18 protein-coding genes and 2 pseudogenes are annotated in these 26,390 nt (G+C 69.4%); 8 read left to right on the forward strand and 12 right to left on the reverse strand.

Annotated features, from left to right (window positions below; translation table 11 throughout):
- Window positions 1–1,242: carboxylate-amine ligase (locus ACRDSQ_RS27060; protein ID WP_431424860.1), on the forward strand; the 1,242-nt coding region annotated here is incomplete at its 5' end.
- Window positions 1,242–2,231: an iron-containing redox enzyme family protein gene (locus tag ACRDSQ_RS27065; RefSeq protein ID WP_431424862.1), complete on the forward strand. Its 990-nt coding sequence runs from the start codon at window positions 1,242–1,244 to the stop codon at window positions 2,229–2,231. The genes ACRDSQ_RS27060 and ACRDSQ_RS27065, both read left to right, overlap by 1 nt.
- 26 nt (window positions 2,232–2,257) lie before the next feature.
- On the opposite strand, the gene ACRDSQ_RS27070 is transcribed toward ACRDSQ_RS27065, so the two are convergent.
- The 4 genes from ACRDSQ_RS27070 to ACRDSQ_RS27085 all read right to left on the reverse strand — a co-directional run bounded on the left by ACRDSQ_RS27070 (window position 2,258) and on the right by ACRDSQ_RS27085 (window position 3,970).
- On the reverse strand, window positions 2,258–2,428 hold the full coding sequence (locus ACRDSQ_RS27070; protein WP_431424864.1) for a hypothetical protein: 171 nt from the start codon (window positions 2,426–2,428) through the stop codon (window positions 2,258–2,260).
- Between the two features lie 445 nt (window positions 2,429–2,873).
- Window positions 2,874–3,356, reverse strand: a complete 483-nt coding sequence (locus tag ACRDSQ_RS27075; protein ID WP_431424866.1) for a hypothetical protein — start codon at window positions 3,354–3,356, stop codon at window positions 2,874–2,876.
- Complete coding sequence (locus tag ACRDSQ_RS27080) at window positions 3,349–3,729, reverse strand: hypothetical protein (RefSeq protein ID WP_431424868.1); 381 nt, start codon at window positions 3,727–3,729, stop codon at window positions 3,349–3,351. The genes ACRDSQ_RS27075 and ACRDSQ_RS27080 overlap by 8 nt, the downstream gene beginning before the upstream one ends.
- Window positions 3,719–3,970, reverse strand: a complete 252-nt coding sequence (locus ACRDSQ_RS27085) for a hypothetical protein (RefSeq protein ID WP_431424869.1) — start codon at window positions 3,968–3,970, stop codon at window positions 3,719–3,721. The genes ACRDSQ_RS27080 and ACRDSQ_RS27085 overlap by 11 nt, the downstream gene beginning before the upstream one ends.
- 229 nt (window positions 3,971–4,199) lie before the next feature.
- Between ACRDSQ_RS27085 and ACRDSQ_RS27090 the strand changes: the two are divergent.
- The 3 genes and pseudogenes from ACRDSQ_RS27090 to ACRDSQ_RS27100 all read left to right on the forward strand — a co-directional run.
- Window positions 4,200–4,487, forward strand: a pseudogene (locus ACRDSQ_RS27090) (helix-turn-helix domain-containing protein); the annotation flags it as partial.
- Window positions 4,484–4,984 (forward strand): DUF5753 domain-containing protein, encoded by a 501-nt coding sequence (locus ACRDSQ_RS27095; RefSeq protein ID WP_431424871.1) that lies wholly within the window; start codon window positions 4,484–4,486, stop codon window positions 4,982–4,984. The pseudogene ACRDSQ_RS27090 and the gene ACRDSQ_RS27095, both read left to right, overlap by 4 nt.
- A gap of 9 nt (window positions 4,985–4,993) precedes the next feature.
- Window positions 4,994–5,173 (forward strand): DUF397 domain-containing protein, encoded by a 180-nt coding sequence (locus tag ACRDSQ_RS27100; RefSeq protein WP_431424902.1) that lies wholly within the window; start codon window positions 4,994–4,996, stop codon window positions 5,171–5,173.
- A 261-nt stretch (window positions 5,174–5,434) separates the two neighbouring features.
- Here the strand turns inward: ACRDSQ_RS27100 and ACRDSQ_RS27105 are convergent, their stop codons facing one another.
- The 4 genes from ACRDSQ_RS27105 to ACRDSQ_RS27120 form a co-directional block, all read right to left on the reverse strand.
- On the reverse strand, window positions 5,435–6,100 hold the full coding sequence (locus ACRDSQ_RS27105) for a HemK2/MTQ2 family protein methyltransferase (RefSeq protein ID WP_431424872.1): 666 nt from the start codon (window positions 6,098–6,100) through the stop codon (window positions 5,435–5,437).
- Window positions 6,101–6,130: 30 nt separating this feature from the next.
- Window positions 6,131–6,325 carry a CDGSH iron-sulfur domain-containing protein gene (locus ACRDSQ_RS27110; RefSeq protein ID WP_431424874.1) on the reverse strand — a complete coding sequence of 65 codons (195 nt, stop codon included), beginning with the start codon at window positions 6,323–6,325 and terminating at the stop codon, window positions 6,131–6,133.
- A gap of 84 nt (window positions 6,326–6,409) precedes the next feature.
- On the reverse strand, window positions 6,410–16,987 hold the full coding sequence (locus tag ACRDSQ_RS27115; RefSeq protein ID WP_431424876.1) for a calcium-binding protein: 10,578 nt from the start codon (window positions 16,985–16,987) through the stop codon (window positions 6,410–6,412).
- Window positions 16,988–17,156: 169 nt separating this feature from the next.
- Window positions 17,157–18,320 (reverse strand): MFS transporter, encoded by a 1,164-nt coding sequence (locus tag ACRDSQ_RS27120; protein ID WP_431424878.1) that lies wholly within the window; start codon window positions 18,318–18,320, stop codon window positions 17,157–17,159.
- A gap of 259 nt (window positions 18,321–18,579) precedes the next feature.
- Here ACRDSQ_RS27120 and ACRDSQ_RS27125 point away from each other — a divergent pair, with 259 nt between their 5' ends.
- Complete coding sequence (locus tag ACRDSQ_RS27125) at window positions 18,580–20,544, forward strand: discoidin domain-containing protein (protein WP_431424879.1); 1,965 nt, start codon at window positions 18,580–18,582, stop codon at window positions 20,542–20,544.
- 11 nt (window positions 20,545–20,555) lie between these two features.
- Here ACRDSQ_RS27125 and ACRDSQ_RS27130 read toward each other — a convergent pair whose 3' ends face one another.
- Both ACRDSQ_RS27130 and ACRDSQ_RS27135 read right to left on the reverse strand, forming a co-directional pair.
- On the reverse strand, window positions 20,556–21,398 hold the full coding sequence (locus tag ACRDSQ_RS27130) for a crotonase/enoyl-CoA hydratase family protein (protein WP_431424881.1): 843 nt from the start codon (window positions 21,396–21,398) through the stop codon (window positions 20,556–20,558).
- Entirely contained in the window at window positions 21,391–23,037 is a 1,647-nt protein-coding gene (locus tag ACRDSQ_RS27135) for an acyl-CoA dehydrogenase family protein (protein WP_431424882.1), read from the reverse strand. Before ACRDSQ_RS27135 ends, ACRDSQ_RS27130 begins: the two co-directional genes overlap by 8 nt.
- A 96-nt stretch (window positions 23,038–23,133) precedes the next feature.
- On the opposite strand from ACRDSQ_RS27135, the gene ACRDSQ_RS27140 reads away from it, so the two are divergent.
- On the forward strand, window positions 23,134–23,739 hold the full coding sequence (locus tag ACRDSQ_RS27140) for a TetR/AcrR family transcriptional regulator (RefSeq protein ID WP_431424884.1): 606 nt from the start codon (window positions 23,134–23,136) through the stop codon (window positions 23,737–23,739).
- On the opposite strand, the gene ACRDSQ_RS27145 is transcribed toward ACRDSQ_RS27140, so the two are convergent.
- Complete coding sequence (locus ACRDSQ_RS27145) at window positions 23,736–23,981, reverse strand: hypothetical protein (protein ID WP_431424886.1); 246 nt, start codon at window positions 23,979–23,981, stop codon at window positions 23,736–23,738. The genes ACRDSQ_RS27140 and ACRDSQ_RS27145 overlap by 4 nt on opposite strands.
- 91 nt (window positions 23,982–24,072) lie before the next feature.
- On the opposite strand from ACRDSQ_RS27145, the pseudogene ACRDSQ_RS27150 reads away from it, so the two are divergent.
- A pseudogene (locus ACRDSQ_RS27150) lies at window positions 24,073–24,291 on the forward strand (VOC family protein); the annotation flags it as partial.
- 44 nt (window positions 24,292–24,335) lie between these two features.
- On the opposite strand, the gene ACRDSQ_RS27155 reads toward ACRDSQ_RS27150, so the two are convergent.
- Window positions 24,336–25,928, reverse strand: a complete 1,593-nt coding sequence (locus ACRDSQ_RS27155; protein ID WP_431424887.1) for an adenylate/guanylate cyclase domain-containing protein — start codon at window positions 25,926–25,928, stop codon at window positions 24,336–24,338.
- Window positions 25,929–26,390: the final 462 nt, after the last annotated feature.

Here is a 26,390-nt window from a genome sequence, read left to right on the forward strand (position 1 = left end):
GCCTCGCGCCGGGCCACCCCGTGCGGCGACGGCTCACGACACGGTTTCAACCGTTTCGTGGACGGGTATCACCGCGCCATGGCGCCCCGCGAGGAGTTCGGCGCGGCGGAAGAGGACGCCGCCCGCACGACGCTGGGTGTCGAGGAGGAGTTCCTTCTCGTGGACGCCGGGACCGGATTGCCGGTGCCGCGAGCCGAAACCGTGCTGGCTCGGGTTCGGGCCGAACCTGGGCCCACGCTTTGGCATGCCGAGCTGTTCCAGACCCAGGTGGAAGCCGCGACCGGGGTCTGCTGCTCGCTCGACGAGATCGCCGCTCAGATCGTCGCCGGTCGGCGGCTGCTCACGCGGGCCGCGAGCACGCTCGGTGTCCGGGTGGTCGCCACGGGTGTGCCCGCGCTGGGCGACGCGCTGCCCGAGCGGACCGCGGGCAGCAGGTTCGCCGCGATCGACGGTGTCTACACCGGACTTGTCCGGGACTACCAAGCCTGCGGCTGCCATGTCCACGTCGGCGTGCCCGACCGGGAGACCGCGGTCGGCGTGCTCAACCACATCGCGCCCTGGCTGCCCACGCTCCTCGCGCTTTCGGTGAACTCGCCGCTGCGCTACGGGCGGGACCAGGGCTACCAGAGCTGGCGGGCTGTCGAGCAGTCGCGGTTCCCCGGCTCGGGGCTGCCGCCGTGGTTCAGGTCGGCGGCCGAGTACGACCGGACGGTCGAGCGGCTCGTCGAGTGCGGAGTGCTGGTCGACGACCGGATGTCGTTCTGGTTCGCGCGACTGTCCTCGCACCTGCCGACCGTGGAGTTACGGGCCGCCGACACGACGGTCGAGGCGTGGGAATCGGTGCTGCAGGCGGCTTTGAGCCGGGCGCTGGTGCGCACGGCGGTCGAGGATCTGGCCGCGGGCCGCGAAGGTCCCCGGCTCGACTCGCGGGTGGCCGCCGCGGCGGTGTGGTCGGCGGCGCGGTACGGAGTGGACGGTCCGGCGGTGCACCCGGTTGACGGCGTCTTGGTGACCGGGCATCGGATGATGGCCGAGCTGCTCGCCAGGGTGAGTCCGGCGCTGGAGGACGAGGGCGACCTGGACTTCGTCCGCGTGGCGTGGTCGCTGCTTCGGCTGCGCGGCACCGGGACCGAGCTGCAGCGGGCCGCGGGGGTGGGGTCGGTCATGGCGATGCTCGCCGAGCGGCTGGTCGAAGGCGTGGACCTCGGCGGTGTGGGTACCCAAACCCTTGGGAGGATTTGATGACGAGCCCGACCCTGCCCGCCGCGCGCGGAGAGCTCTCCGCGGCTGTCCGCGCCGCCGTCCTGGGCGACGACCGGCCGCTGCAGACGTCCGTCACCGCCGACCCCTATGGCGAGGACCTGACTCTCGCGCTGCACCTGTGCTACGAGCTGCACTATCGCGGCTTCGCGGAGGGGTTGGGCGACCTGGAGTGGTCGCCCGAGCTGCTCCGGCTGCGCGCCGCCATGGAGCGCGTGTTCCTCGACGCCGTGCGCGCGGACGTCGCGGGCGGGTCCGATGTGTCCGGTGAGCTGGCGAGGCTGCTGATCGAGACGGTGCCGGGATCCGGGGTGTCACACTTCCTGCGCGACCGGGGCGAAGCGTGGCAGCTGCGCGAGTACTTCATCCACCGATCGGTGTATCACCTCAAGGAAGCCGACCCGCACGCGTGGGTCATTCCCCGGCTCCGCGGCCGGGCGAAGGCGGCACTGGTGGCGGTCGAGTTCGACGAGTTCGGCGGCGGCCGGGCCGAGCGGATGCACTCGCGGCTCTACGCCGACCTCCTCGCCGACGCAGGCCTGGAACCCGTGTACTGGCACTACCTCGACATCGTTCCCGCGCCCGCGATCGCCGTGGTGAACCTGATGTCGCTGTTCGGGCTGCACCGCGCGCACCGGGGTGCCCTGGTCGGCCATTTCGCGGCCGCGGAGATCACCACCGCACCCAGTGCGGCGCGGGTGGTGCAGGCGGTGGATCGGCTCGGCTTCGGGCCCGCTTGCCGGTTGTTCTTCAGCGAACACGTCGAGGCGGACGCGGTGCACGAGCAGGTCATGCGGGAGGACGTCATCGGCGGCTTGCTCGAGGACGAACCGGCGCTGGCGGCGGAGGTGGTGTTGGGGATTCAGGGGACGGAGCTGTTGGAGTCGCGGTTGGCGGATCACCTGGTGACGTCGTGGCAGGCTGGCGGAACGTCGTTGCTGGTGGATCGGCGGGTCAGTGTGGCTGAGTGACTCGGTCGGCGCGCGATGGTCGCGTCCTAGTAGTCGTCGTCCCGCGGCCAGAAGAGGAAGCAGACCACGACGACGGCGAGGTACATGCCGATGGCCGTCAGCGCCTCAGCCACCCGGTTGGCGCCCTCCGGCCCGCTCATCCCGATCAGCGTCATCAGCGCCCCGAACACGATCACCATGGCGGCGACGACGCGCATCGCGAGGTTGTACTCGCAGATTCTGGTGCAGTAGCCCGGCCGCCTGTGCCAGCACAACCGGTTGCCCGACTGGCTGCGCGGCAATTGCCGGGGCGGCTGCGGATCTATATCGACGCGCCGCATGCCGCGCACTTGTTCGGGTTGCTGCTCATCGGGATGTGGTAGCCGGTCACGGATGCCAGGCACTCCGGCGCCGGCGGCGAGGCGGCGGCTGGCATCGCGGGCCTGGGCGTGGTGGGCGTCATGCCCACGAGGGTCCCACGACCGGTGCGCATCTGGTCAACCCGACTCACTCGCATGCTCATCATGGTTGTCGCCTTTCGATTCGGTTCTGCACGTCGGCGCGGTCCGCCGCGTGGGCCTGCTACCTGCCGTCGATGTCCCGCCCGATGAGCACCCCGGCAGGAGGGTGCTCCTCTCCGCCCTATCCCGGCCGGTGTCGTGTTCACGGGAGTCTTTCCGCGTCCAGCACCCTCGGCCCGGCGGGTTCGACGGTGTCGTTGGTCATGGTGATCCGCCCGGCGTCGGTGTCGATGACGGTGAGCGCGGGCCCGATCTCCATGATCGGGCCGGTCGCCCGCTTCCCGGTGCGGTAGCTCAGCCCGGTGACGTGGGTCCCGAGGGGCAGCCCGTGGTCGTATGGGTGGGCTTCGTCGTGGGCGTGCGCCGCCACGGACAGCTGGTGGTCGACAGCCTCGGCCGCCGCGCTGTGGCGATCCTCGAAGCGCACGGCGAACAGGCGCAGCTGGCGCGCGGCTTCGTCGAGCTTCGCGGCCAAAGGCTCGCAGTGTTCGGGCCGCAGCTGGTCCATGATGATGTGCGCCCCGGCGATCTTCACTGCATCCGCCAGTGGTCTTGCCAGCTCGGCGAGACCTTGCCCGGCGTGGACGATGGCGCGGGCGGCGAGGGTGTCCTGGAGGTCAGCCATGTGCCCATGGCCGTCCGTGCGCGTCGGCCTTGAGGAGCTGTAGTCGATGCAGACGCTCGCGGTGCAGCGGGTGTCGCGGGCGGTTGGCGTCGGTGATGTCGGCGGCCGCCACGGCCGCGGCGATGAGGACGATGATGATCGTGGTCATGGCGACTCTTCTTCGGTGGGGGGCTGGGGTACCGGTCGGTGCGAAGTCGGGAGCATCCGCGCCGACCGGCGTCGGTGGGTCCGCGGCGAGTTGCGCGCGGATCAGGGGGACAAGCTGCTGGGAGAGGCGGCAGGTGGCGCGGCCGCGCCGGTGGCGCAGGTAGCGGCCGATCACGGGCGTCTGGCAGAGGCGGGTGACGACCCGGTAGCCAAGGTCAGTTGTCATCGCGCGCCCGCCTCGCCATGAGCTGGCGGGTGTGACCGGCGAGGGCTTTGCGGGCCGCTTGGGTGTCGAACTGCGGGAAGATCCCGCCTTCACATAGCGCGAGGATGTGCTGACCGCCGGACTTGATGAAGGCCCGTTCCGCGCTTCCGCCCGGACCGGTTGCCGTGACCTGGACGCAGTGCGGCTGGCGTCCGCGACTCGTGGTGCTGACCCAGGCCACGTGCGCGGCGACCCCACCCATGACCTGCATTGCTTCGTAAGCACTCAGGAGCAGGCGCGCACAACCATCCCGGGCCGCGGCGATACGCTCGCAGACGGCTTGGACGTGCAGGAGCTGACGGCCTCCGTCAGAGTCCGAGCATTGGATTGTGGCTGCGCTGGGTCTGTCGCCGAGCATGGTCGCCCTCCACGCGGTGCACTTTCAGTTGTCGATGTGGACTTTCTGAAAGTAGACCCGAGCACTCGGCGCGGAGCTCCGCGCGCTCCGCGAACAGATGGGGATGCAGCAGGCCGAAGCCGCGCGTCGCCTCGAGGTGTCCGAGCCGACGCTGTCCCGGATCGAGACCGGCCGACGCGCTCCAGACCTTGATGAGGTCGAGACGCTGCTCACGATCTACGAAGTCACGGGCGCACGCAGGGACGAGCTGCTCGACATGGCGCGCACGGCAACCGGCCCGAACTGGCTGCAAGCCATGGCGCCGCGGCTGCCCGCCGCTCCGTCACTCTCGCGACGCTCGAGCACGACGCGAGCTCCGTGACCGACTTCGCGACGATGCTCGTACCTGGTCTGCTGCAGACGATGGAGTACGCCGAGGCGATCATGCGAATCGGTGGCGTTCCCGATCCGGAGATCGGCGACCGCGTCGTCGCACGGAAGCGCCGCCAGGAGCGGCTGCAGGAGGTCGACTACGCCGCGTTCATCCACGAGGCCGCGCTTCGCAACGTTGTTGGCGGGGAAAACCGTGTGATGCGCGGGCAACACCGCCACCTGGTGGACATGATCCGCGAGGGGTACCAGATCCGCGTGGTCCCGACCGAGGCGCGAGCGCACCCGGGGCTGAGCGTGCCGTTTATGCTGCTCCGCTTCACCGACCGCACGCCGACGGTCCACGTCGAGCTGGCCATGTCGGACGCATTCCTCGCCGACGTGACCGAGGTGTCCTACTACTCGGCGATGGTGGAGCGCCTGTCGGTTCTCGCGCTTGACACGTCAAACTCTGTGCATCGTATTGAGCAGATCGCAGAGAAGAGGTGATACCACATGATGTGGTCGGAGTGGCGCAAGTCCCGGGCTTCCGGAACGAACTCCAACTGCGTCGAACTCGCGTATGCCGGAGACATGGCTGGCTTACGGGACTCGAAGGCTACGGACGGCCCCGTCCTCGTCGTTTCTCGCTCAGCACTGCCTGCGCTAGTCGCGGCGGTGACGCAGCCGGGTCGGTGAGAACGCAGATGTCCCCCGCCACGAACATTGGCGGGGGACATCGCGTCGCTGCTGGCCTTACGCTCGGAGGTGTCCCCGGCTCGCGCCGAGGCTTGCTCATGGCGGGTTTGTCCCGGCGGGCGGCGATGGCGGTCTGGAGGCCGTGACTGCGGTGGCGGTGGAGGTGACCGTGGGGATTCAAGGCAGCGAGCTGCTTGGGGCCGGTTGGTGGATTTCCTGGTGACGGCGTGGCGGGATTGTCAGTGTTGGTGGACCAGCGTGTCAGTGCGGCTGGGTGACTCGGTCGGCGCGGATGACCACCAGCTCCTCATGCCTGCTGCCCGGCGCCACCAGTCCCCGGCTTTCCAGCAGGTCGATCCGGCCGTTCATGACCGGCCCGAACGGTTCGTCCTGGCGGGCGACCACGGCCGCTTTGAGACCACCACCGCGCAGCTGGTGCAGGGTCTTGTCCGCGTCGCAGAGTCCTGAGTGGACGACGAGGAGGGTTCCGTTCGGGGCGAGCAGGTCCGGGGCCAGTGCGCAGAGTCGGTTGAGGATGGCTCGGCCGTTGTGGACCGCGTCCCAGGCTCTGGCTCGGCCGTGAGTCGGGGGTTGCTCATCGGAAGCGGGAACATAGGGTGGATTCGCGAGGATCAGGTCGAATCTGCGGCCCACCGCCAACTCCAGGGCATCGCCGTGCTCGACGAAGATGCGCGCGCCCCTGAGCCTGGCGTTGAGGCGGGCGGTGATGACCGCTTTCAGGCTGACATCCGTCGCGGTGACATGTCTGGCTCCCGCTTTGGCGGCGGCGATGGCGATGGCCCCCGTCCCGGTGCCCACGTCGAGAACCGTGCCGCCCGGCGGGATCGCGGCCGCCTCGAAGGCGTCCAGCAGCAGACTTGTATCAGACTGTGGCCGGTAGACGCCCGGCGGCCGGAGCAGGAACATGGCTCGCGAATACCCTGCGCCACAAGGGACTCAAACGTCAGGTTCACGGATCTTCTTGCGGTGACTGGCGTCGCACAGCGGGTAGATGCTGCTTCGCCTGCACGCGCAGATGGCGCTGACGAACCGGTCCGACCGGACGACCGTCCCGTCCGCTGTGGTCACTTCCACCGGCCCTTCGACCAGGATCGGGCCGTTCTTGGTCGCGCGGACTCGCCTGCTGTCCATTGCTCGAGGATTCCCCGCGCGAAGGCGTTCAAAACCACGAACCGCCCCACCGGAGGGGTGGGGCGGTTCGTGGTTCCGGCTATCTCAGTCGACGCAGGAGACCGGTGAATCGAAGTGGCCTGGCGTGGTCGGGTAGGCCTTGCCGTTGCCGTGTTCCTTCAAGTCCGCCGGGTACACCAGCGCCAGCTCCCGGAAGGCCGACGTTCCCGGGGTCACCGAGTCGGACTCGGTCTGACCCGCTCCGGTGGCCCACGCCAGCTTCTTCAGGAACAACTGCATGTCGGGGCTGAACTGGCGGATGTCGTTGAACCCGCCATAGGCCGCGTTGCAGTGGGTGTAGAGGTTGAACGCGCCCGACCAGTCGATCAGCCGGTCGCCCGGGTTCGGGCCGTTGCCCGCCACGTCGCCCTGCAGGACGTCGCGGTCCCACCCGCCGTACTGCCAGTCGGTGCCCTGGTGGTGCTGGTTGTCGGCCAGTGTCGCCAGGTTGTTCGGGTCGTCGTTGACCTTCTCCGTCATCTCGAACCAGCGGCACGGGTCGACCGCGCCGGAGCCGAGAGTCTGGGGCCAGGGGCCCGCCGCGCAGTTGCCCGGGTAGGCGCCGCGCGGGTTGAAGTCGATGACGTCCGAGCCGACCGCGCCCTGCAGTGAGGCCGCCGAGGTGCCGCCGACGCCGCCGAAGACGTGGTCGATGAACCGGTCGTTCGTCCCGCGCGAGTCGGGGTTGAACGCACCGTTCGTCCGGCAGTCCGGCGTCGCGGCGTTCACCACCGGGTCGCAACCCTTGCCGCCCCACAGGACGTCCGCGCCGTCGCCGCCGAAGACCTGGTCGCCGCCGCTGTCGCCGTTGGCCATGTCGTCGCCGAAGCCCGCGTGGATGTTGTCGTCACCCAGGCCGCCGCGGATGCGGTCGTCGCCACCCTCGGCGATGCCGTTGTGCGGCATGGCCGGGTCGCTCGGACCGCCGATGAACACGTCGCCGTCCACATCGTGCAGCAGGTCGACCCTGCGGTCGTACGCACCGGCCCGGAAACCGGTGAAGGTCTCCTGCGGCACCGAGTTCAGCGTCATCGTGAAGCCCTTGGCCGCCACGTCGTCGGCGTTCAGGAACTCGTTGACCACGCCGCCGCGGTCGCCGAGCATCGCGTCCTGCCCGTCGTTGCCGAACATGGTGTCGTTGCCCAGTTCGCCGTACATGTCGTCGTCGTCCGCCGACCCTGTCATGGTGTCGTCGCCGTCCTGACCCCACATCCCGTCGTCGCCGTCGTTGCCGAACATGGTGTCGTTGCCGAAGGCACCCGCCGGTTCACACGTCGCCTGGGCGGTCGTGCAGAACCTTGTCGACGGACCCGGCAGCTCAGGATCGTGCGTGCGCGACACCGTCGCGTCCGCGGGCACCTGACCCGTGGCGTACCGCTCGGCGTAGACCTTCTCCGACATGGCACCCGCCTGGCCCTGCGGCGTGCGGACCAGCGAGCCGTTGTCGCCGAGCTGCACGTCGTCGGAACCGTTGCCCTCGAAGGCGTCGCCGCCGTCGCGGAACCCGGCCGCCGCGCTGCCGCCGATCATGTCGTCCTGGCCGGACGTCGGGTCGGTGCCTTCCAGCTCCGCCAAGGCGCTCGCCGCTCCCGGCCAGCCCGGGTCGGCCAACGGCACCGAGGTGGTCTCGGTCGACGGCTCGGACAGCATCCGGTCGCCGCGCAGCATGTCGTTGCCGCCGTTGCCTTCCAGGTAGTCGGCCTGGCCACCGCCGGAGAGGAAGTCCCCGCCGTCCTGGCCCCACAGCACGTCCACACCGGACCCGCCGGACACCCGGTCGTCGCCGAACCGGTCGCCCGCAGGCGCGTTGAGCACGCCGCCGTTGTCCAGGTCGTACTTCTGGACGATCCGCCCGGTGATCGGGTTGCCGCCTGCTGTGGCCAGCCGCTGAGTCGCCCTGGTCGGGACCTCACCGGCCGCGGGCCGAAGCACGACGCCGTTGTCACCGATGCCGATGTCGTCGCCCGGGCCGCCGTATACGGCGTCCGCGGCGTCCGGCTGACCGGACGTGGTGGCACCGGAACCGGACAGCGGGGTGCTGCTGCCGCCGACGAGGTCGTCGTTGCCGCTGTCGCCCTCGATCCAGTCGACCCCCTGGTTGCCCTCGACGTAGTCGTCGTGGGCGTTGCCCTGGAGCCGGTCCGGACCGCCCTGCCCGAGCAGGACATCGGTGGCGTCGTCGCCGAACACCTCGTCACCGCCGGAGGAATCGGCGTGCGGGGTCAGGCCGAGGTCCAGGAGCACGATCGCCCGGCCGGTCATCCCGCGTTCCTGGGTGAGCCTGCTCGGCGGCCCGAAGCGGACCAGCGAACCGTTGTCGCCCAAGGCCAAGTCCTGTTCCGCGTTGCCGTGGATCAGGTCGCCGACGTCGGGCTGTCCGACGCCCGGCGCCTCCTCGGTCGAGCTGCCGCCGACCAGGTCGTCCTGGCCGCCGTTGCCCGAGATGGTGTCGCGCGCCGGTCCGCCCTCGGCGTAGTCGTCCGCGTCATCGCCCGCGATGGCGTCTTCGCCGCCCTGGCCGGAGATGACGTCCTGGTCGCCGCCGCCGCTGATGATGTCGCCGCCCGAGGTGCCCGCCGCGGGCGCGTAGCCGAGGTCGAGCAGCTCGACCTTGTGCGCCTTGGCGAACTGCCTGCCCAGCGTGATCGGCGACGCCTGCGTTCCATCCACAAGGGACAGCACCGCGTTGTCACCCGTGATCAGGTCGGGACCGGCGTCACCGAACAGCTTGTCACCGGTGTCCGGCCTGCCCACCTTGTGGTTGTCCACAGTGGACCCCACTTCGGCGCTGCCGCCGACCACCCGGTCTTCACCCGCGTCACCGTGGATGACGTCGTCGGCGTTGTTGCCTTCGAGGTAGTCGTCGTTCAACCCGCCGGACATCTCGTCGTGCGCCAGGCCGCCGAAGCCCCGGTCGTCGGCGTCGCCGCCGAAGACGAAGTCCGGACCGCCCGCCGCCGCGTTGGCGCCGTCGAGGTCGAACGGCCCGCCGGTGCCCGCGACCGCGTCGCCGCTGCCGTTGTCGCCGATGAGCAGGTCGCGCTCGGCGTCACCGTAGAGGTGGTCGCCGCCGATGTCGGGCTCGCCTGCCTTGCGGGTGCCGCCGACGACCACATCGGAACCGCCGCCGCCGAAGGCGTGGTCGGAACCGTTGTTGCCCTCGATGAAGTCACCTTCGGTGCCGCCGTAGAGGGAGTCGTCGTCATCGTTGCCGTAGACCGAGTCGGTGCCCGAGTCGCCGTAGGCGGTGTCCTTTCCGCCGCCGCCGTACAGCTTGTCGTTGTCGTTGCCGCCCGCGATCACGTCGTCGCCCAACTGCCCGCAGCCGAGGTCGGCGTTGGACCGCAGGTCGACCTGGTCGGCCTTGCCACCCGCGGCGGCGATCTCGACACCGGCCCCGCCGGTCATCAGGTCACGGCCGTCGGCGTTGTCCAGTGGCTCCGCCGGAGGCTTGGACTCCGGGTCGGTGCTCGGCGGCGCGCACGGGTTGGCGTACTTGTCGCCGTACATCTCGGCCCCGCCGTCGCCGCCGACCACGTGGTCGTTGCCGTAGCCGCCGACAAGCAGCTTCGACGACGGCGCCGTGTTCGCCGGGAGCGTGCGGTGGGTGACCGGCCGGTCCGGGCCGAACGTGCCGTTCTCGTTGGTCACCGCGCCCACGTCCGACGGCTCGGCGATGACGTAGTCGTCTCCGGGCCCGCCGAACACCTTGTCCTTGCCGAACCCGCCGGTGAGCAGGTCGCGGTTGCCGCCGCCACGCAGGTCGTCCACCTGGTCGGGGCGGGAGCCGCCGGTGACGTTGTCCACGCCCTGGCTGCCGAACACGGTGTCCGACCCGGTGCCGGTGTTGACCGTGTTCGTCGCGTCCACGATGTTGCCGTTGACCACCGTCTTGTCCGGGTGACCCGGTTCGTCCACGCCCGTGTCGTCGTCCGGCACGCCGAGCTTCTGGCCGGTGTAGATGACGTCAGGGCCCGAGCCGCCGGAGATCCGGTCGCTGCCGTGGCCGCCGATGATGATGTTCTTCTGCGCCATGTACTCGGACTTGCCCGGGTTGTTCGCCGCCAGCGGGCTGTCCGCGGCCACGCCGATGACGTCGTCGCCGTCGCCGGCGTTGACCGTGTTCGCGCCGAGGCCCACGGCGATGCGGTCGACGCCGCCGCCGCCGTTGACGGTGTTGCCCGCGCCGCCGACGGTGATCGTGTCGTCCTCGCCGTCACCGTTGACCGTCACCGAGCCCTTGCCGCCGAACGCGGTGTGGATGTCGCCGGTGGTGATCTGGTCCTTGCCGGGGCCGCCGTTGATGGTGGCCTTGCCGATGCTGGTCTTGACCGAGTCGTCGCCGCTGCCCGCGGTGAGTTCGACCTCCTTGTCGAACGGCTTGGCCTCGGCCGCCTTGTCCTGGCCCGCCTCGCTCTTGTCGGCGTCACCCTGGAAGACGAAGATCCGCTTCCCGGTGTCGCCCGCCGCGTTGCCGGACACCTTGGTCAGGTTGGCGTCGAGGTGCTCCTCGCGGAAGCCGAGCGCGCTGACCGCGAAGCCTCGGAACGAGCCGTCCTTGTTGACCAGTTGGGTGATCGTCCACTTCTCCTCGGCCGTGCGGTCCTTCCACGCGGGGTCGCCGCGCTGGTCGGTGCGCTGGCCGACGTTGAGCAGCAGCGTCGTGCCGCTCGGATCGGCCAGGTTCGGTGGCGGCGGTGTGCAGTTCGGTTTCACCGAGAAGTCGAGCAAGGTGATGTCGGCCAGGGTGAAGTCGAACGACACGCTGAACGGCGAGAACCCGAGGGTGATGTAGACCTTGAGGAACAGGCTGAGCCGTCCGTCCATGTTGAACAGACACATCGGGTTCTGCAGTGCCAGCTTGGAGAACTCGAAGAACCGGAACTTGCCGTCGTTGTTCGGGTCCGCCCAGCTCAGGCTGATCGTCAGCGCCACGCCGCCCTTGATGCCCACCTCGATGAGCACGACGCTCACCGCCGCGCCCGCGGCCAGTTCGCCGCGGAAGGTGACCACCGGCAGCGGCTTGCCCGCGTCGTCCACCGTCTCCAGGTAGATGGAGTCGAGGATCGTCACCGGGATCTCCCGGCCCGCCTGCACCGCCTCCACGGCCTTGCGGATGCCGTAGGTGTCGAAGCCCGCGCGGAACCGCGCCTCCACCGAGGCGCTGCCGGAGATGTTCACCAGCACCGGCGGCGGCGCGTAGACCGGGCCGAAGGACTGGCTGTAGGAGAACGCCAGGCGCAGCGGGCCCGAGTCGAACTTGATCAGGTCCACGTCCTGGCCCATGACCAGGCCGAACAGTTTCGTGGGGTCGCTGAGGACCGGGAAGCTGAAGCCCGCCTTGCCGCCCGCCTTGTCCGAGCCGAGCACGTCCTCGCCGCTGCCCGCCTGGTCGATCCGACTGGCCAGGTCGCCGGGTTCGGGTGTGCTGGTCTTGATCAGCGAAGCGGCGTTGTCCGGGGAGTTCACGGTCGTCTTGGCCGCGTCCCCGTTGACGGTGAAGTCGCCGATCACGACGTCGCCGCCGCTCTGGGCGAGCTTGTTCACCAGCTGGATCGTCTGCAGGATCCGGTCGACGAACTCCAGGTCCGGTCCGCCCGCGATCGTGCTGAACGACTTGGCGATGGTGACCAGGTTGACGTCACCGCCGCCGACCGCCCGTGAGAGGTCCGATAGCACCGGGATCGGGGCGTATAGCTGGTCGATCACCGGCTGGATCGGCGTGGTGAACAGGGCGATCTTCTCCGCGATCGGTTTGAGGACCGAGCCGAGGAAGTCGCCCGCGTTCAGCGCGATGTCGTTGAACGCGATGTTCGGTGTGCCATCGCCCGGTTTCGCGCCCAGCTTCCATTCCCAGTCCAGGTGGAACCAGCCGGAGATGCCGGGCAGGGCGGAGTCGGCGCTGACCTTGAAGTCCCAGTCGATGCCGACCTTGGCATCGAGCGAGACGTCGGTGACCGCGTCGAGGTCGGCGAGGTCGGCCAAGGTGATCCGGTCGTCGCTGGTCTGCGCGCAGCCCTTGACGCAGGACGGGCCGCCCTTCTTGTGCAGGTCGACGAAGAACGTCCCCGCGAACAGGTCCGTCACGCCGCCGGGGTGCTGCTCGAGGTCGACTTCCAGGAACGCCAGCTGCGCCTTCATCGCCTGCGGCAGGGTGAAGTTGAGCTTCACACCCAGCTCGGGCAGCGTCGCGTCCTGGGTGGCGACGAAGAAGCCGCTGGTCTTGTCCACCCCGACCTGGACATGCAGCCGGTAGGCCAGGTTCGCGGTGACCCCGGTGCGCTTGGCCGGGTCGGCGGCCTCACGCAGGGACAGACCCGGGATGCCGATGTCCAGCGGCCTGCTCAGGCCGGGCAGCTCCTTGGTGCACGGGTCATTGGGCGCGATCTTGTTGGCACACACGTCGAAGGTGAAGGTGGCGCCGGTGATGTCCTGCAGCGCGGCGCCGTCCGGGCAGTCGGCCAGCTTCGGGTTGGTCGTGGCGGGCACGTAGTTGGCTCCCGCCGGGGTGACGACCTTGTCGTCGTGGCTGGTCGCGTCCTTGCCCAGTTCGGCGACGACCTTCCAGCTGGCCGGGTCGTTGATGTCGGCCAGTCGGATGATCTTGTACCCGGTCGCGTACTGCGACTTCGTCCAGGTGAGCCGGTTGAAGTTCGAGTCGCTGATGGTGGCGTTGCCGTCGAGCACCTCGACCAGCGCGGGCAGGGCGTCCTGACCCTGTGCGGTCGCGACCACGCCGTAGCGGTACTTGGTCGTGCCCTTGGTGCCCTGTGCCGCCGCGGTCGGTGAGGTCGCGGGCTGCAGCACCGCCTCACACTTGAACCCGACCTTGAGCGTGTCGCCCACGGCGGGCTTGAGGTGGTTGTTGACCCAGTCGGCCAGCTCGTTGGTGCTGCTCACCCGGCCACCGCCCGGGATCTGCTTCATCGCCTCCTGGATCTTGGCGCGCAGCTTGCCGAATTCGTCGGCGCCCTGCTGGATGTCGTCGCCGACGAGCGGCAGCTTGCCGTCGAACGCGGCGACCCGCAGCGCGGCCTCGATCATCGCCAGGTACTTCTCCATGCCGTCGCCGAACTGGGAGAAGTCCAGCAGCGCTGCGATGATCTTCTCGCCGAGCTTGTCGGGCATGTCGAAGCGCGGGATCCCGCCGGGCAGATCGGGGCTGAACGCGAAGGCGTCGGCCAGGTTCCCGGTGCGCGGCAGGCGAACGATGAACGAGTCGTCCGGGTCGGACAGCTTGTTCCAGTTGACGTTGTTGGCGCTGACGTAGACCGGCATGACCGCGCACAGCGCGAGGTCGGTCCCGGCCGCCGGGTCGCCCGCGCAGGTGACCGGCTTGTTGTCGCCGTTGAGGGTCAGCGACACGTTCTTCACGAAGTCCGACAGCGGGACCGGTGTGGTGCCACCGGGTCCGTAGCCGAGGTGGGCGTTGTAGTGCGCCTTGGCGACCGCCCGCTCCGACCCGCCCGGGTTGCCGAGCGCGATCGACAGCGGACCGATGGAGGACTTGACCACACCGGCGATCCCACCGTCCGCGGTGAGGTCCACAGTGGAGTCCGGCAGCACCGAGAGCGCGGTGGCGTCGGCCGGGCCGGCGCCCGCGGCCAGCGGCAGCACGAAGCCGATCTTGGTGGAGCCGGTGAGCGACAGGTTCGCCGTTGCCTCGCCCTCGGCGCCGACCAGCGAGCGGGGCGTGCCCAGGTTGTCGGTGAACGAGAACCGGACCGGCTGCGACGTCGCGACCTTCCGCTTCATGTCGACGTTGAGCACGATCGACGGCGTGGTGCCGACAACCTTGTAGGCGAAGGAGATCCCACTGCCGTCGGGCAGCGCGCCGTTCAGCACGGCGACGAGGTCCTGCAGGTAGTCCGGGGGAGCGGCGGTCAGCTTGTCGACCGCGTCCTCCAGCGGGCTGCGGAACGTGTACGCGGTGCCCTTCGCGGGCGCCGTGGCCCACGGCTGGGTGAGCAGCAGCCGCTTGTTGCCACTGTCCGCCAGCGCCACGATCATGGGCTGGGTGCCGACCAGCACAGCCCGGCCCTCAAGGTCATCGGTGAACGCGGTGGCGCCCTCGCGGCTGGTGTCGGTGATGATGCCGAGCGTGGTGCCGTTGAACGTCTCGTTGCTGTAGGAGACGGACGGTCCGCCGCCCGTCTCGGCGCTGCCCAGCAGGTCCGAGAGCGACTTGCCGACGATCGGCAGCGGCGTGGTCAGCGCGGACTTCACCGCGCCGTCGCCGTCGACGGCCTTCAGCGAGGTGTTGAGGACCTGCAGCGCCTTGATGATCTGGCCGAACATTGCGCGCGGGTTGTTCGGGTCGAAGTCGAACGCCTTGGCCTTGTCCAGCGCGTCCAGGCCGGTGAACTGAACGTTCGCCGGGTCGGTGATGTCGGGCATGGTGACGCCGACGCTGACCGGGCCGCCGAAGAAGTCGGTGATGCCGGGGACATCGAGCGCGACCGTGGCGCTGGCCTTGCCGCCGACCGCGATGGTCAGCAGGTTCTCGGGTTCCTTGGCCGGGGTGGTCAAGTCGTCGACGAGCTTCGGGAAGACCTGCGACAGCGGCAGGTCGCCGTCGGCGTCGCCGACCTTCTTCAGGCCCACCGTCAGCATGTTCGCCGAACCGTCCTTCTTGGACAGTTTCAGCTCACCGGACAGGTGCACCTTGAGGTAGCCCACGCTGCCGTTGACGTCGATCGCGGTGTCGACCGGCGCGTCGGCCTTCAGCAGGTCGCCGCCGGTGCGCAGCAGGAACCGGTCCGGGGTGCGGGGCAGGCTCGACACCAGGGTCGTGGTGCCGTCCGGGTTCTTGTCGGCGAACGGGCAGCCGCCCGCCGCCGCGTCCGGGTCCAGCGGCTTGCAGGCGTCACCCTTGATCGGGTCGCGCAGGTCGAGGACCAGGGTCGCCTTGGCCTCGTAGCTCGGCTTCACGGTGGCTTTCGCGGTGAGCGCGTTGGCGTCACGCAAACCCTTGCCGCTGAACAGGTCGCCGAAGGAGACCTGGCCGATCATCGGGTCCGGGGAGGTGATCTTGTAGGCGGAGTGCGGCAGCGGGGTGCCGCCGATCCACGGCTCCTCCAGGGTGATCTCGTCGATGGTGTTCGACTTCACCACGCCCTGGGACGTGCCCGCGGAGACGATGCGGCCCTTGAAGAAGTCGACCGCCCAGTCCTTGCCCTTGTTGAGGTGCTTGAGCTTGTTCGCCGCGTAGGTGACGTTCGTGCCCTGCCCGGAGGTCAGCGCGGCCTGGTCGTTGAGCGGTGCCGGGTCGGTGGGCGCGTCCTGCTTCATCGTCAGGGTGAATTCGAGCTTCTTGGTGGTGTCGTGGAACGCCACCCCGGTCACCGTGATCGGCCCGACGTTGAGCTTGGTGAACATCTCCTGCACCGAGGTGAACTTCGGCAGCCCCGCCTTGGCCTTGTCCTCCTCGGGCTTGAACACGTTGGCGTCGACGAACCGCGCCAGCACGCCGCTCGCCTTGACCGCGTCGGCCAGACTGCCGCGCATGAAGGGCAGGTTCACGTTGCCGGTCGGCTTCGCGGGGTCACCCCACTGGGCGCGCTGGATGGCCTCGATCGAGCTCGCCAAGTGGCTCAGGCCCTCGACCAGGTCGCGCGGGCTCAAGGTGGTGAATCGGGTCAGCTGCGCCAAATCCGGGCCGGTGACGCTCACGGTGGGGGAGCCGGTGGCGATGTCGGGCCACAGCACGTTCACGGTGCCGCTGATGCCGCCGACGGCGGTGCCCGCGAGCGGCTGCGCGGTGAAGGCGAAGGCCGCGTCGACCTTGCCCGCGGGGGCGGCGAGTCCGATGTGGAACAACCCGGCCGCCGCGCCCGCGGCGGCCAGTTCGGCGGTGCCGGTGCCGACGGCGGGCGGGCTCAGCGCGAGCCTGCCGTCGCCGTCCGGGTCGTCGGCCGAGACGGCCAGGTTGGCTTCGACGGTGATGTGGGAGGCGGCCTTGTTCAGGTCGACACCGAGGATGCCGAACCCGGCGGTGGGCACCTCGGCAGGGTCGAACGCACCCGTCGCGCCGACGGTGAACTTCGGCGACGCGCCGTCCTTGACCAGGTAGAACCAGTCGCGGGGCGCGTCGTAGGCGAAGTGCAGGGTCGCGTCGAGGGTGAAGGTGACGTCGACCGCGCCGGAGGTCGAGACGGTGACCTCGGGGCTCGCGCTCGCGACGCTGATCGGCTGCTTGTCGGCGACGGTCGTCAGGTGCAGGGTCGCGTCGACCCGCTTGACCCCGGCGACGTCACTGGTCTGGATCGTCAGGGTGCCGGACCGTCCGCCGTCGAGCGGGTAGGTGCCCGCGAGGTCGGCGAAGGTTTCCTTGTCCTTGAGGGGTTTGTGCACGGTCTCGGCGATGAGGTCGTCGAGCCCCAGCGCCGCGCCCGGGCTCACGCCGACGACCGGCAGCGCCTCGCCGAACTTGCCGACGGTCTTGAGCGCCTTGCTGAAGTCGGCGAACGCGCTGATGCCGTTGACGATCTTCGTCACGTGCGCTTCCTGGGCCACCGCGACCGGCGGTGTGGCGAACAGTCCGAACAGTGCCAGCGCGACGCTGGTCAGCGCGGCGGTGGCCCGCCGTCCGGTGGATCGACGAGTCCTCTTGGACACCAGCATGGCCAGACCGCCCCTCGACGACAGCGTCCCCCGACGACTGCTGTCAAGTTGGTAATTCGGCTCCCGCACAGTGACCTGATTCGGCACCAGGTCACCAAGGCGGTAGTCGCCTGTCTGGAGGAAGCCGTTACGGAGGGACCGACCGGCCGGGGGCATTCACCCGAATGGGCTACACCCGCGTTGGGTGTGTCGCTTTGTGTCGTAGTAGGACGACCGTCCAGACGCAGCCCAGCAGCGCGATTCCGGCCGCGACGCCGAACGCCCAGGGGATGCCCAGCGCGCGGGCCACGAGGCCGAGCATGATGGGGCCGCCGCCGAGACCGAGGTCGAGGAAGGCGCTCGCGGTGCCCGCCGCCGCTCCCCGGTCGCCTGGGCCCGCGGTCGAGAAGATCGCGGAGAAGAAGGCAGGCGTGCTGAACGTGATGCCCAGGCCCATCAGCGCCGCGCCTGCGATCAGCCCGACCGGCGTCGTCCAGAGCGCCATGGTCGACAAGCCTGCCGCGACGACGACCAGGGCGGCCGCCGCGAGCCGCAGCGACGGCAGCCGGTCCGGGACCTTGGCGAAGACGACTCGACAGACCACGACGACCGCGCCGTAGACGAACAGCGGCAGGCTCGTGGCCGCCAAGCCGACCTCGCCCGCGTGCAGGGAGACGAAGGCGAGGAAGCCGCTCATCGCCATGACGGAGGTGAAGAAGCCGATGCCGGGGGCGAGCGCCCTGCGGTGGATGAGCTGCACGGGTCCGCTGTCGGGCTCGGTCGGCGCGCGGGTCTCGCCGATGCCGAGCACGACCAGCGCGCTGAGCCCGACGACTATCGCCGCGCCCATCCAGGCGGTCGTGAAGTTCCCGCGCTCCAACAGGAGTTCGCCCAGCGGGGGACCCAGGGCAAGGCCGAGGTAGAGGCCCAGCGAGTTGTAGCTGATCGCCTCACCCATCCGGCTCGGCGGGGCCAGGTCGGCCAGCGCGGCGAAGCCCGCCACGACGAACGCGGCCTCGGCGATTCCGAGTAGCAGTCGTAGCGCCACTACCATCGCCAGGCTGTCGACGAACGGTGTCAGTGCCAGCGCGAACGCGGCCAGCAAGGCCCCGCCGACGAGCGGCAGGCGCCTGCCGATGCGGTCCGACAGCCGCCCGGCGAACGGTCGCAGGATGAGCGAGGAGATGGCGAACGCGCCGAACGCGAGCCCGGCGCCCGCGGTGTCCGAGCCGACGGGGCCGGTGACGTAGAGGGGCAGGGTGTAGATGGACACGCCGACGGCGGTGAAGTAGCCCAGGTCGGCGAGACCGAGCAGCACGAAGGCCGGGGTGAACAGGCGCGCGGTGGTCGTCACCGGTCCAGGTTGGACCGTGCGGGCAGTGAGGGGAATGGGTCTAGGGGCCGGAAAACCTCTGGGTGCCGGATTGGTCTGCTTTGGACCGGGTTTGTCCTGGTGGGCGATTCGTAATCGGGGGAATGGCCTGGATTTCGGTGAACCAATCGCCGACTAATGGAGAAGCGGTAAATAACCGGCCACTGTGAATCCTTGTGAATGGCCCGGCCCGGTCGTTATGTTGCCGTGACCAGACCGTGTCTACCTGCGAGGGCCGCGCATGAGATTCCTCAGTCTGTCCGTGATCGGCGCACTTGTCGTGGGCACTCTGGCACCCGTTTCCGCCGAGGCCGCAATCCCCTATGTGGCTGCTTCGGTGAAATCGGTGACGGCCAGTGCCGACGACGGAAATCCGGCGCGGAACACCCTCGACCACAACCTCGGCACGAGATGGTCGGCGAACGGGGACGGACAGTCGATCACGTTCGACTTGTCGGCCACGCACCCCGTGGGCCTGGTGCGGTTCGCGTTCTTCGCAGGCGACCAGCGCTCGGCGGTCTTCGATGTCCAGACGTCCGTCGACGGCTCGTCGTGGACCACGGTTCGCTCGGGGCGGGGGAGTGGAGCGGGGCTGGGCTTGGAGACCTTCGACTTCACCGACGTCTCCGCGCGTTATGTGGGCTATCTGGGGCACGGCAACTCGGTGAACGCGTGGAACTCGATCACCGAGGCGGAGATCCACGTGGCCGCCGCGCAGAGTCAGCGGCTGTCCGTGGGTGCGGACGGCAGGCTGGTCACACCCGCCTACGGCAACGGCGACCGGATCGCGGACTTCTCCACCGTCGGCTACCGCGGCGGCGGTGTCGCGCTCCCGGCTGTGGCGACCCAGCGGACCGTGCGACCACCCGCCTCGGGTGACGCGGGTGCGTCCATCCAGTCCGCGATCGATGCGGTCAGCGCGCTTCCCCTGGACGCCAACGGCTTCCGGGGCGCGGTCCAGCTCGTCGCGGGGGTGTATCCCGTGTCGGGGACGTTGGCAATCCGTGCTTCCGGTGTGGTGTTGCGTGGGGCTGGGCAGAGCACGGTGATCAGAGCGACCGGGACGACCCCGCGGACCCTGATCACGGCGGCGGGCAGCGGCGCGATCAGCGAGGTGTCGGGCAGCCGAAGGTCCATTTCGGACAGCTACGTCCCGGTCGGCGCGAAGTCCCTGGCGGTAGCCGACACCTCGGGCTTCCGGGTCGGTGACGAGGTCGTGGTGGCCCGCACCCCCAATCAGGAATGGATCGACTCCGTCGGCATGGATGCCTGCACCAGCAAGGGAACCGCCTACGACACGGCGGACGTGAGCGGCTCGACGTGCCTGGACGGCCCATGGACCCCGTCAAGCCGCACGATGCACTACGAACGGCGGATCACGGCGATCGACGGCAACCGCCTCACCTTCGACGGCCCCATGGTGGAGGCCTTCCAAAGCCACTTCGGCGGCGGCGCGGTCTACAAGTACACCTTCTCCGGCCGAATCCGCGACGTCGGCATCGAGTACCTGCGGGCCGAGTCGTCGTTCACCTCGGCGACCGACGAGGCACACGCGGACCGGATGCTCGCCTTCAGCGCGGTCCGCGACGGCTGGGCCAGGGAGATCACCTCGGCGCACTTCGTCCAGGGCACAGTGGTGTTCACCCGAGGGACTCGCAACGTGACAGTCCAGGACAGCGCTTCCGTCGACCACAAATCCCAGATCACCGGCGGCAGGCGGTACCCCTTCGACATCGAGGGCGCGTCACACATCCTGGTGATGCGCGCGTACTCCAGCACCGGCAGGCACGACTTCGTGACCGGCGGGAACACCCCGGGCCCCAACGTGTTCCTGGACAGCAGGGCGGAGAACTCGGAGTCGGAACTCGGGCCACACCACCGCTGGGGCGTCGGCACCCTGTTCGACAACGTCGTCCACAAGAGCCGAAGCGGAACCCAGAGCATGGCCGCCTACAACCGGGGCAACTCGGGAACCGGCCACGGCTGGTCGGGCGCCTACCAGGTGTACTACAACTGCGTCGGCGACTCGATGATCATCTCCAGCCCACCAGGCGCCCGTAACTGGGCCATCGGCTGCCGCGCGACCAAGCGCACCGGAACAGGCGAGTACGACTCATTCGGCACCCCCGTGGGCCCCCGAAGCCTCTACCTGCAACAACTTCGCGACCGCCTGGGCCAACCCGCCCTCACGAACATCGGCTACTGACCACCCGCGGGTCAGTGGGGGCGGGAGCCGTAGTCGCCGAAGGGGTTGTCGCGTTCGCGCACTGCCTCGCGGATTCCGATGGTCGCGGAACGCTCTACGAAGTCCCGGCCTTCCTGGGTGTGCCTTGCCACACCGTCGAACAGGGTGCCCAGGGTCCTTGTGGAGTTGATGCCCATGTTCTCCGCCGTTTGGTTGCACAGGAGTTTGAGCATCCGCAGCTGGTTGATGGGGACCTGGGCCATTCGCCTGGCCAGTGCGGTGGCGTGGTCCAAGAGCTTGTCGTCCGGGACGCATTCGAGGATCAGGCCGATGTCGGTGGCTTCCTTCGCCCTTATCTCGTCGCCCGTCAGCAGGTAGCGCTTGGCCTTCTCGAAACCCAGGCGGTACACCCACATCGCGGTGGTCGGGGTGCCCCACACCCTCGACGGCGGGTAGCCGAAGGAAGCTCCCTCACCCGCGATGATGATGTCCGAGCACAACACCATGTCCGTGCCGCCCGCGATGCACCAGCCCTGGACTGCCGAGATCGTGGGTTTGGTGGCGTACCAGAGCTTCATGTAGGTGTCGACGAACTTCGACATCTCCCGCATGTCCATCACCGAGTCCCACACCCGGTCCATGGCCGCCTCGGTGGCTTGCAGCTCGGTCGACCAGTCGAGGCCGTAGCCCGCGCAGAAAGCGGGCCCTTCGGCGCGCAGCAGGATCACCCGCACCTCCGGGTCCTCGTCGGCTTCGTCGATGGCGGCGCCGAGTTCGTCGCGCAGGGCCAAGGTGATGGTGTTGTACTCGGCGGCCCTCGACAGGATGATCGAGCGGACGCCCGCCTCGGTCTCGGTTCGCAGGGTCTCAGGCATCGAAGCCACCTCCACGCGGCTTGGCGCGCTCGATGATCGCGGCGGTGTCGAGGCCCGTGGGCAGGGTGCCGAAGGCGACACCCCAGTCGCTGTCCAGCCGGGAGGCGCAGAAGGCGTCCGCGACGGCCAGGTGGCCGTGCCGGATCAGCAGTGAACCCTGCAGCACCAGGGCCATCGACTCGACGATGCGGCGGGCGCGGTACTGGATGTCGTCGAAGTCCGACAGTTCCTTGCGGACCCGGGAGACGGCGTTGTCGAGGCGGGCGTCCGAGCCCGCCGCCAGGTCGACCTCGGCGAAGAACGCCTCGACCGACTCGGGCTGCTTCGCCATGGCACGCAGCGAATCCAGGGCCGCGACGTTGCCGGAACCCTCCCAGATGGACGGCAGTGGCGACTCTCGGTAGAGCCGGGGCATGCCGGACTCCTCGACATAACCGTTGCCGCCCAAGCACTCCAGGGCCTCGGCCGCGTGGGCGGGCGCACGCTTGCAGACCCAGTACTTGGTCACCGCGAGCCCGACCCGGCGCACCATGGCCTCGCGCTCGTCGCCCGCGATGGCCCGGTCGACCGCGCCCGCGAGCCGCATGCCCACGACCGTCGCCGCTTCGGCTTCGACGGCCAGGTCGGCCAGGACGTTCACCATGAGCGGCTGGTCGATGAGCCGCGCGCCGAAAGCGTCCCGGTGAGTGGCGTGGTGCACGGCCTGGGCGACACCCTGACGCATGCCGGACGCCGAACCCACCGCGCAGTCCAGGCGGGTCAGGTTGACCATCTGGATGATCGTCGGGACCCCGCGTCCTTCTTCGCCGACCCGCCAGCCGATGGCGTTGTCGTACTCGATCTCCGAGGAGGCGTTGGACCGGTTGCCGAGCTTGTCCTTGAGGCGCTGCAACCGAAGCGCGTTCCTGGTTCCGTCGGGCAGCACCCGCGGCAGCAGGAAGCAGGTCAGCCCGCCGGGGGCCTGGGCGAGAATGAGGAACAGGTCCGACATCGGTGCCGAGGTGAACCACTTGTGCCCGACGACGGTGTACGTGCCGTCGCGGTTCGGTGTGGCCCGGGTCGTGTTGGCACGCACGTCGGAGCCGCCCTGCTTCTCGGTCATCGACATGCCCGCGATCAGGGCGCGCTTGCCGGTGGGCTCCCGCAGCCCGTAGTCGTAGACCGACTCGGTCAGCAGCGGCTCGTAGACCTCGGCCAGCGTCGGCTCGATCCGCAGCGCGGGGACGGCGGCGTAGGTCATCGAGATCGGGCAGAGGTGCCCAGGATCGGTCTGCCCCCACACGAACATCTTCGCCGCCCGCGCCACATGCGCCCCCGGCCGCCGGTCCCGCCAAGGCGCCGCGTGCAGGCCGTTCTCCACGGCCACCGTCATCAGGTCGTGCCAGTGCGGGTGGAAGTCGACCTCGTCGACCCGGTGGCCGAAGCGGTCATGGGTGCGCAGCGCCGGCGGGTACTTCTCCACCAGCCTGCCCCATTCCTGCGCCTGCTCGCAGCCCGCGAGCGTGCCGAGCGCGTGCAAGTCGGCCTCCGCCCACTCGGCGCCCTCGCGGCGCAGGCCTTCGAGCAGCGCCGGGTACTCGGCGACGTCGTAGCCGATCAGCGGCGGAGCCTGGTTGGTGACCTCATGCGTGGCGGGCATCGGGTTCCTCCGTCGGGTGGTGTCGGCGCGTTTCGACGGTAGCCCCCGACATAGGTCTGAAGCAAGGTTCAATTCTTGCGGTGGTTGAATGCTCCGGTGGCGTATCGCAAGACCGAGGCCGTGCTCAAGAAGCAGGCCATGACCCGGGAACGCATCGTCCGCGCGGCGACCGAGCTGGTCGTCGAGGAGGGCTACGCCGGGTGCTCGATGGCGGGCGTCGCCCGGCGGGCCGAGGTGGCGACCGGGTCGATCTACCAGTTCTTCCCCAGCAAGGGGGAGCTGTTCGCGGAGGTCTTCCGCACCGCGGTGAGCCGCGAGGTCGTCGCCGCGTCAGAGGCGGGCGCCGAGAAGCTGGCGTCGTCGGCCCGCGCGTCGATCCTCGCCGCCGCCGAGACGTTCTGCACCCGCGCGATGCGCGCCCCGAAACTGGCGTACGCGCTGATGGCCGAGCCGGTCGACCCGCTCGTCGAAGCCGAGCGACTGGTCTTCCACCGGTCGTTTTCCGACATCTTGGCGACCGCGATCGACGCCGCCATCGCCGCGGGCGAGATCCCCGGCCAGGACGCGGGGATCACCGCCGCGGGCATCGTCGGCGCCATCAGCGACGTGTTGGTGCTCCCGCTGTCCCGAGGGGACACCGGTGAGAAGGTGCTGCCTGCCCTGCTGTCGTTCGTCGACCGGGCTTTGGGCAGGCCCGACTAGCGGTTGGCGAGGACCCGGCTGCCCAGCCATCCGCCGTAGACGGCCAGACCCAGCACACCGAGCTTGCGGGTGCGCTTCATCGCGACCGCCGCGCCCAGGACGACCTCAGTGGCGCCGTTGCGGTAGATCCACTGCTCGGTGTCCTCCGGAAACGCCTTCGCCGACACCGGCTCGAACACCTTGGGCGCGACGAAGTGGGCGGCGCCGACAGCGGCGATCAGGAGTCCAAGCAGGCGCGACATGGGGGTGGTCCTCTCGTCGTTCGTTCAGTTCGTCGACCATACGCGGTGCGCACGATCGGCGGTGTCGGTGGTGTGGTGGACACTCGGCGGTATGCCCGTCTCGCTGCACCACATCGTCATCGACGCCCACGACCTGCCCGGCCTCGCCCGCTTCTGGGCTGAGGTGCTCGGTTGGAAGATCCTTTCGGTTCGGGAGCGGGAGGTTGTTGTCGGCTCGCATGAGACGGCTTCCGTTGGGTTGTGCTTCATGCCGGTCAGTGATCGGAAGGTGGTCAAGAACCGACTGCACCTCGACCTGACCTCGCCTGCGGCCGAAAACGACGCTGATCTCTTAGATCGTGGGTGCCTGTTCGGTCAGGCGGTTCCGGTTACCGCCGCTGCCGGGTTGATGATCGGGACGACAACCGTGGTGTCCTCGGTCCGCCCCCGCAAAGTCACGGTATCCGTTGCCCGCCAGCGGGCAGCCTCCGCCGGAGCCGCCGCAGCGGCCGCACGGGAGGAGGCCACCAGTCGACCGGGGACGGACTTCGCCAGTTCCGTCAGCCGGGCCGCCTCGTTCACCGGGTCGCCGATCACCGTGTACTCGAACCGGCGTTCGTCCCCGATGTTGCCCGCCACCGCCAACCCGGCCGCCACCCCGATACCTGCCGGGCATTCCGGCACCTCCACCGGCAGCCGCGCGGCGATCGCGCGGGCGGCGGCCAGGGCTCGGCCCGCGTTGTCGTCGAGGCGGATGGGGGCGCCGAAGACGGCCAGGGCCGCGTCGCCGACGAACTTGTTGACCAAGCCGCCGTGGGCGTCGATCTCGTCGACGACGACGGCGAAGAAGCGGTTGAGCATCTCCACCACTTCCTCCGGCGGTCGGGTCGCGGCCAGCGTGGTGGATCCGACGATGTCGACGAAGATCACCGCGACCTCGCACACCTCGCCGCCGAGGGCGGTTCCGCCGTCGGCGACGGCCTCGTCGGCGACGGAGTGGCCGACGTGTCTGCCGAACAGGTCGCGGATTCGCTCGCGTTCGCGCAGGCCCTCGGCCATCCGGTTGAAGCCCGCCTGCAGCAGTCCCAACTCGGTGCCGTCATACACCGGGATCTCGACGTTCAGCCTGCCGCGCTGGACCCGGGACAGTCCGTCGCGCACCGACTGGATCGGAGCGACGATCGCGCGGGCGTTGATGACCATCACCAGCAGCCCGACCACCAGGACAATGCCGCCGAGGACGATCACCGTTGTCGCGAGCTGGTCGGTCGAGACGTTCTCACGCGCCAGGGCGAATATCGCGACGGCCACCACGCCGGTGACCGGCACGGCGGTGCCCAGTCCCCAGAACACAAGCATTCGCACCAGGACGCCCGCCCCGCCCACTCTCGTCGGCGGCTCGTTGGTCAACGCCTTGGCGGCGACCGGCCGCAGCGCGAACTCGGTGAGCAGATAGGCGATCGCGCAGACCACGAGGCCGGCGAACCCGACGGTGAACGCGACCGACGGGACCTGTACCGGTTGCAGGAAGGCGACAGTGGTGGTGAACAGCGCGGTCGCGAGCCCCCACAGGGATGCCTGCATCAGGGTGAGGCGCATCGGCACGCGCACGGTCTCGCGCCGGTCCGCGGGCGTCGGGACCCGGCGTTCCATCGACCAGCGCAGCACTCCGAGCGCCCGCCTGGTGCCCCACGTCCAGCCCACCACCAGGGCGAGCGCCACATAGGTCGGCGCGCCGATGATGGCGACCATCCGGGTGCGGTCGTCGAGGTCGGGGCCGGGGATCACCACTGTCTGCAACACGGCGACGACCACGGCGCCGATGAGGTTGGCCAGCACCAGGCTCACGGTGATCAGGAGCTGCACGCGGATCCGCAGCGTCCGCTGGTCCTGGTCGGCTCGGCCGAGCAAGGGCGAGCCGAACGGTGAGCGGGATCCGTTGAGCCTGCCGGGCTTTCGGGTGGTCAACGGACCACGGTGGGGTCGCACTGGCCGTTCAGGCAGGCGACACCGTCGGCCGCGCTGGTGATCGGCGGGCGTGGGGTGAACATCATTGGCCTCCGCGGCAACCGGGGAGCCGAGGCGGAAACCGTCTCGCACTCCCGCCCGGCGAGGTGGTTGGCCGAGCGTATCCACGGCCTTCCCGCACGTCGAGCGGCCATTCCGCAGGCGTGCGAAGGTCGGGTTTATCTGTCGGAATCAGACTATTCGGCGTGGGTCGTTTGCTAGGTTCAGCACTAGGCGGCGGTTTTGCGCACCCGGTGTCGACGCCGCGTCGGGCTGCACCCGACGCCAGGGCCACCCCCTGAGGCCCCTGGCGAAGTCGTCCTGCCTTAATGCGGTCTGACAACAAATCGGTGTTCCCGCAACTCTGGTAACGGGAAAATTTCCGCCCAAGCAGAGTCTTTCCAAACATTCACTCGCCCGCAT

The sequence above is a fragment of the Actinokineospora sp. genome, assembly GCF_050699995.1.
Classification (GTDB): domain Bacteria; phylum Actinomycetota; class Actinomycetes; order Mycobacteriales; family Pseudonocardiaceae; genus Actinokineospora.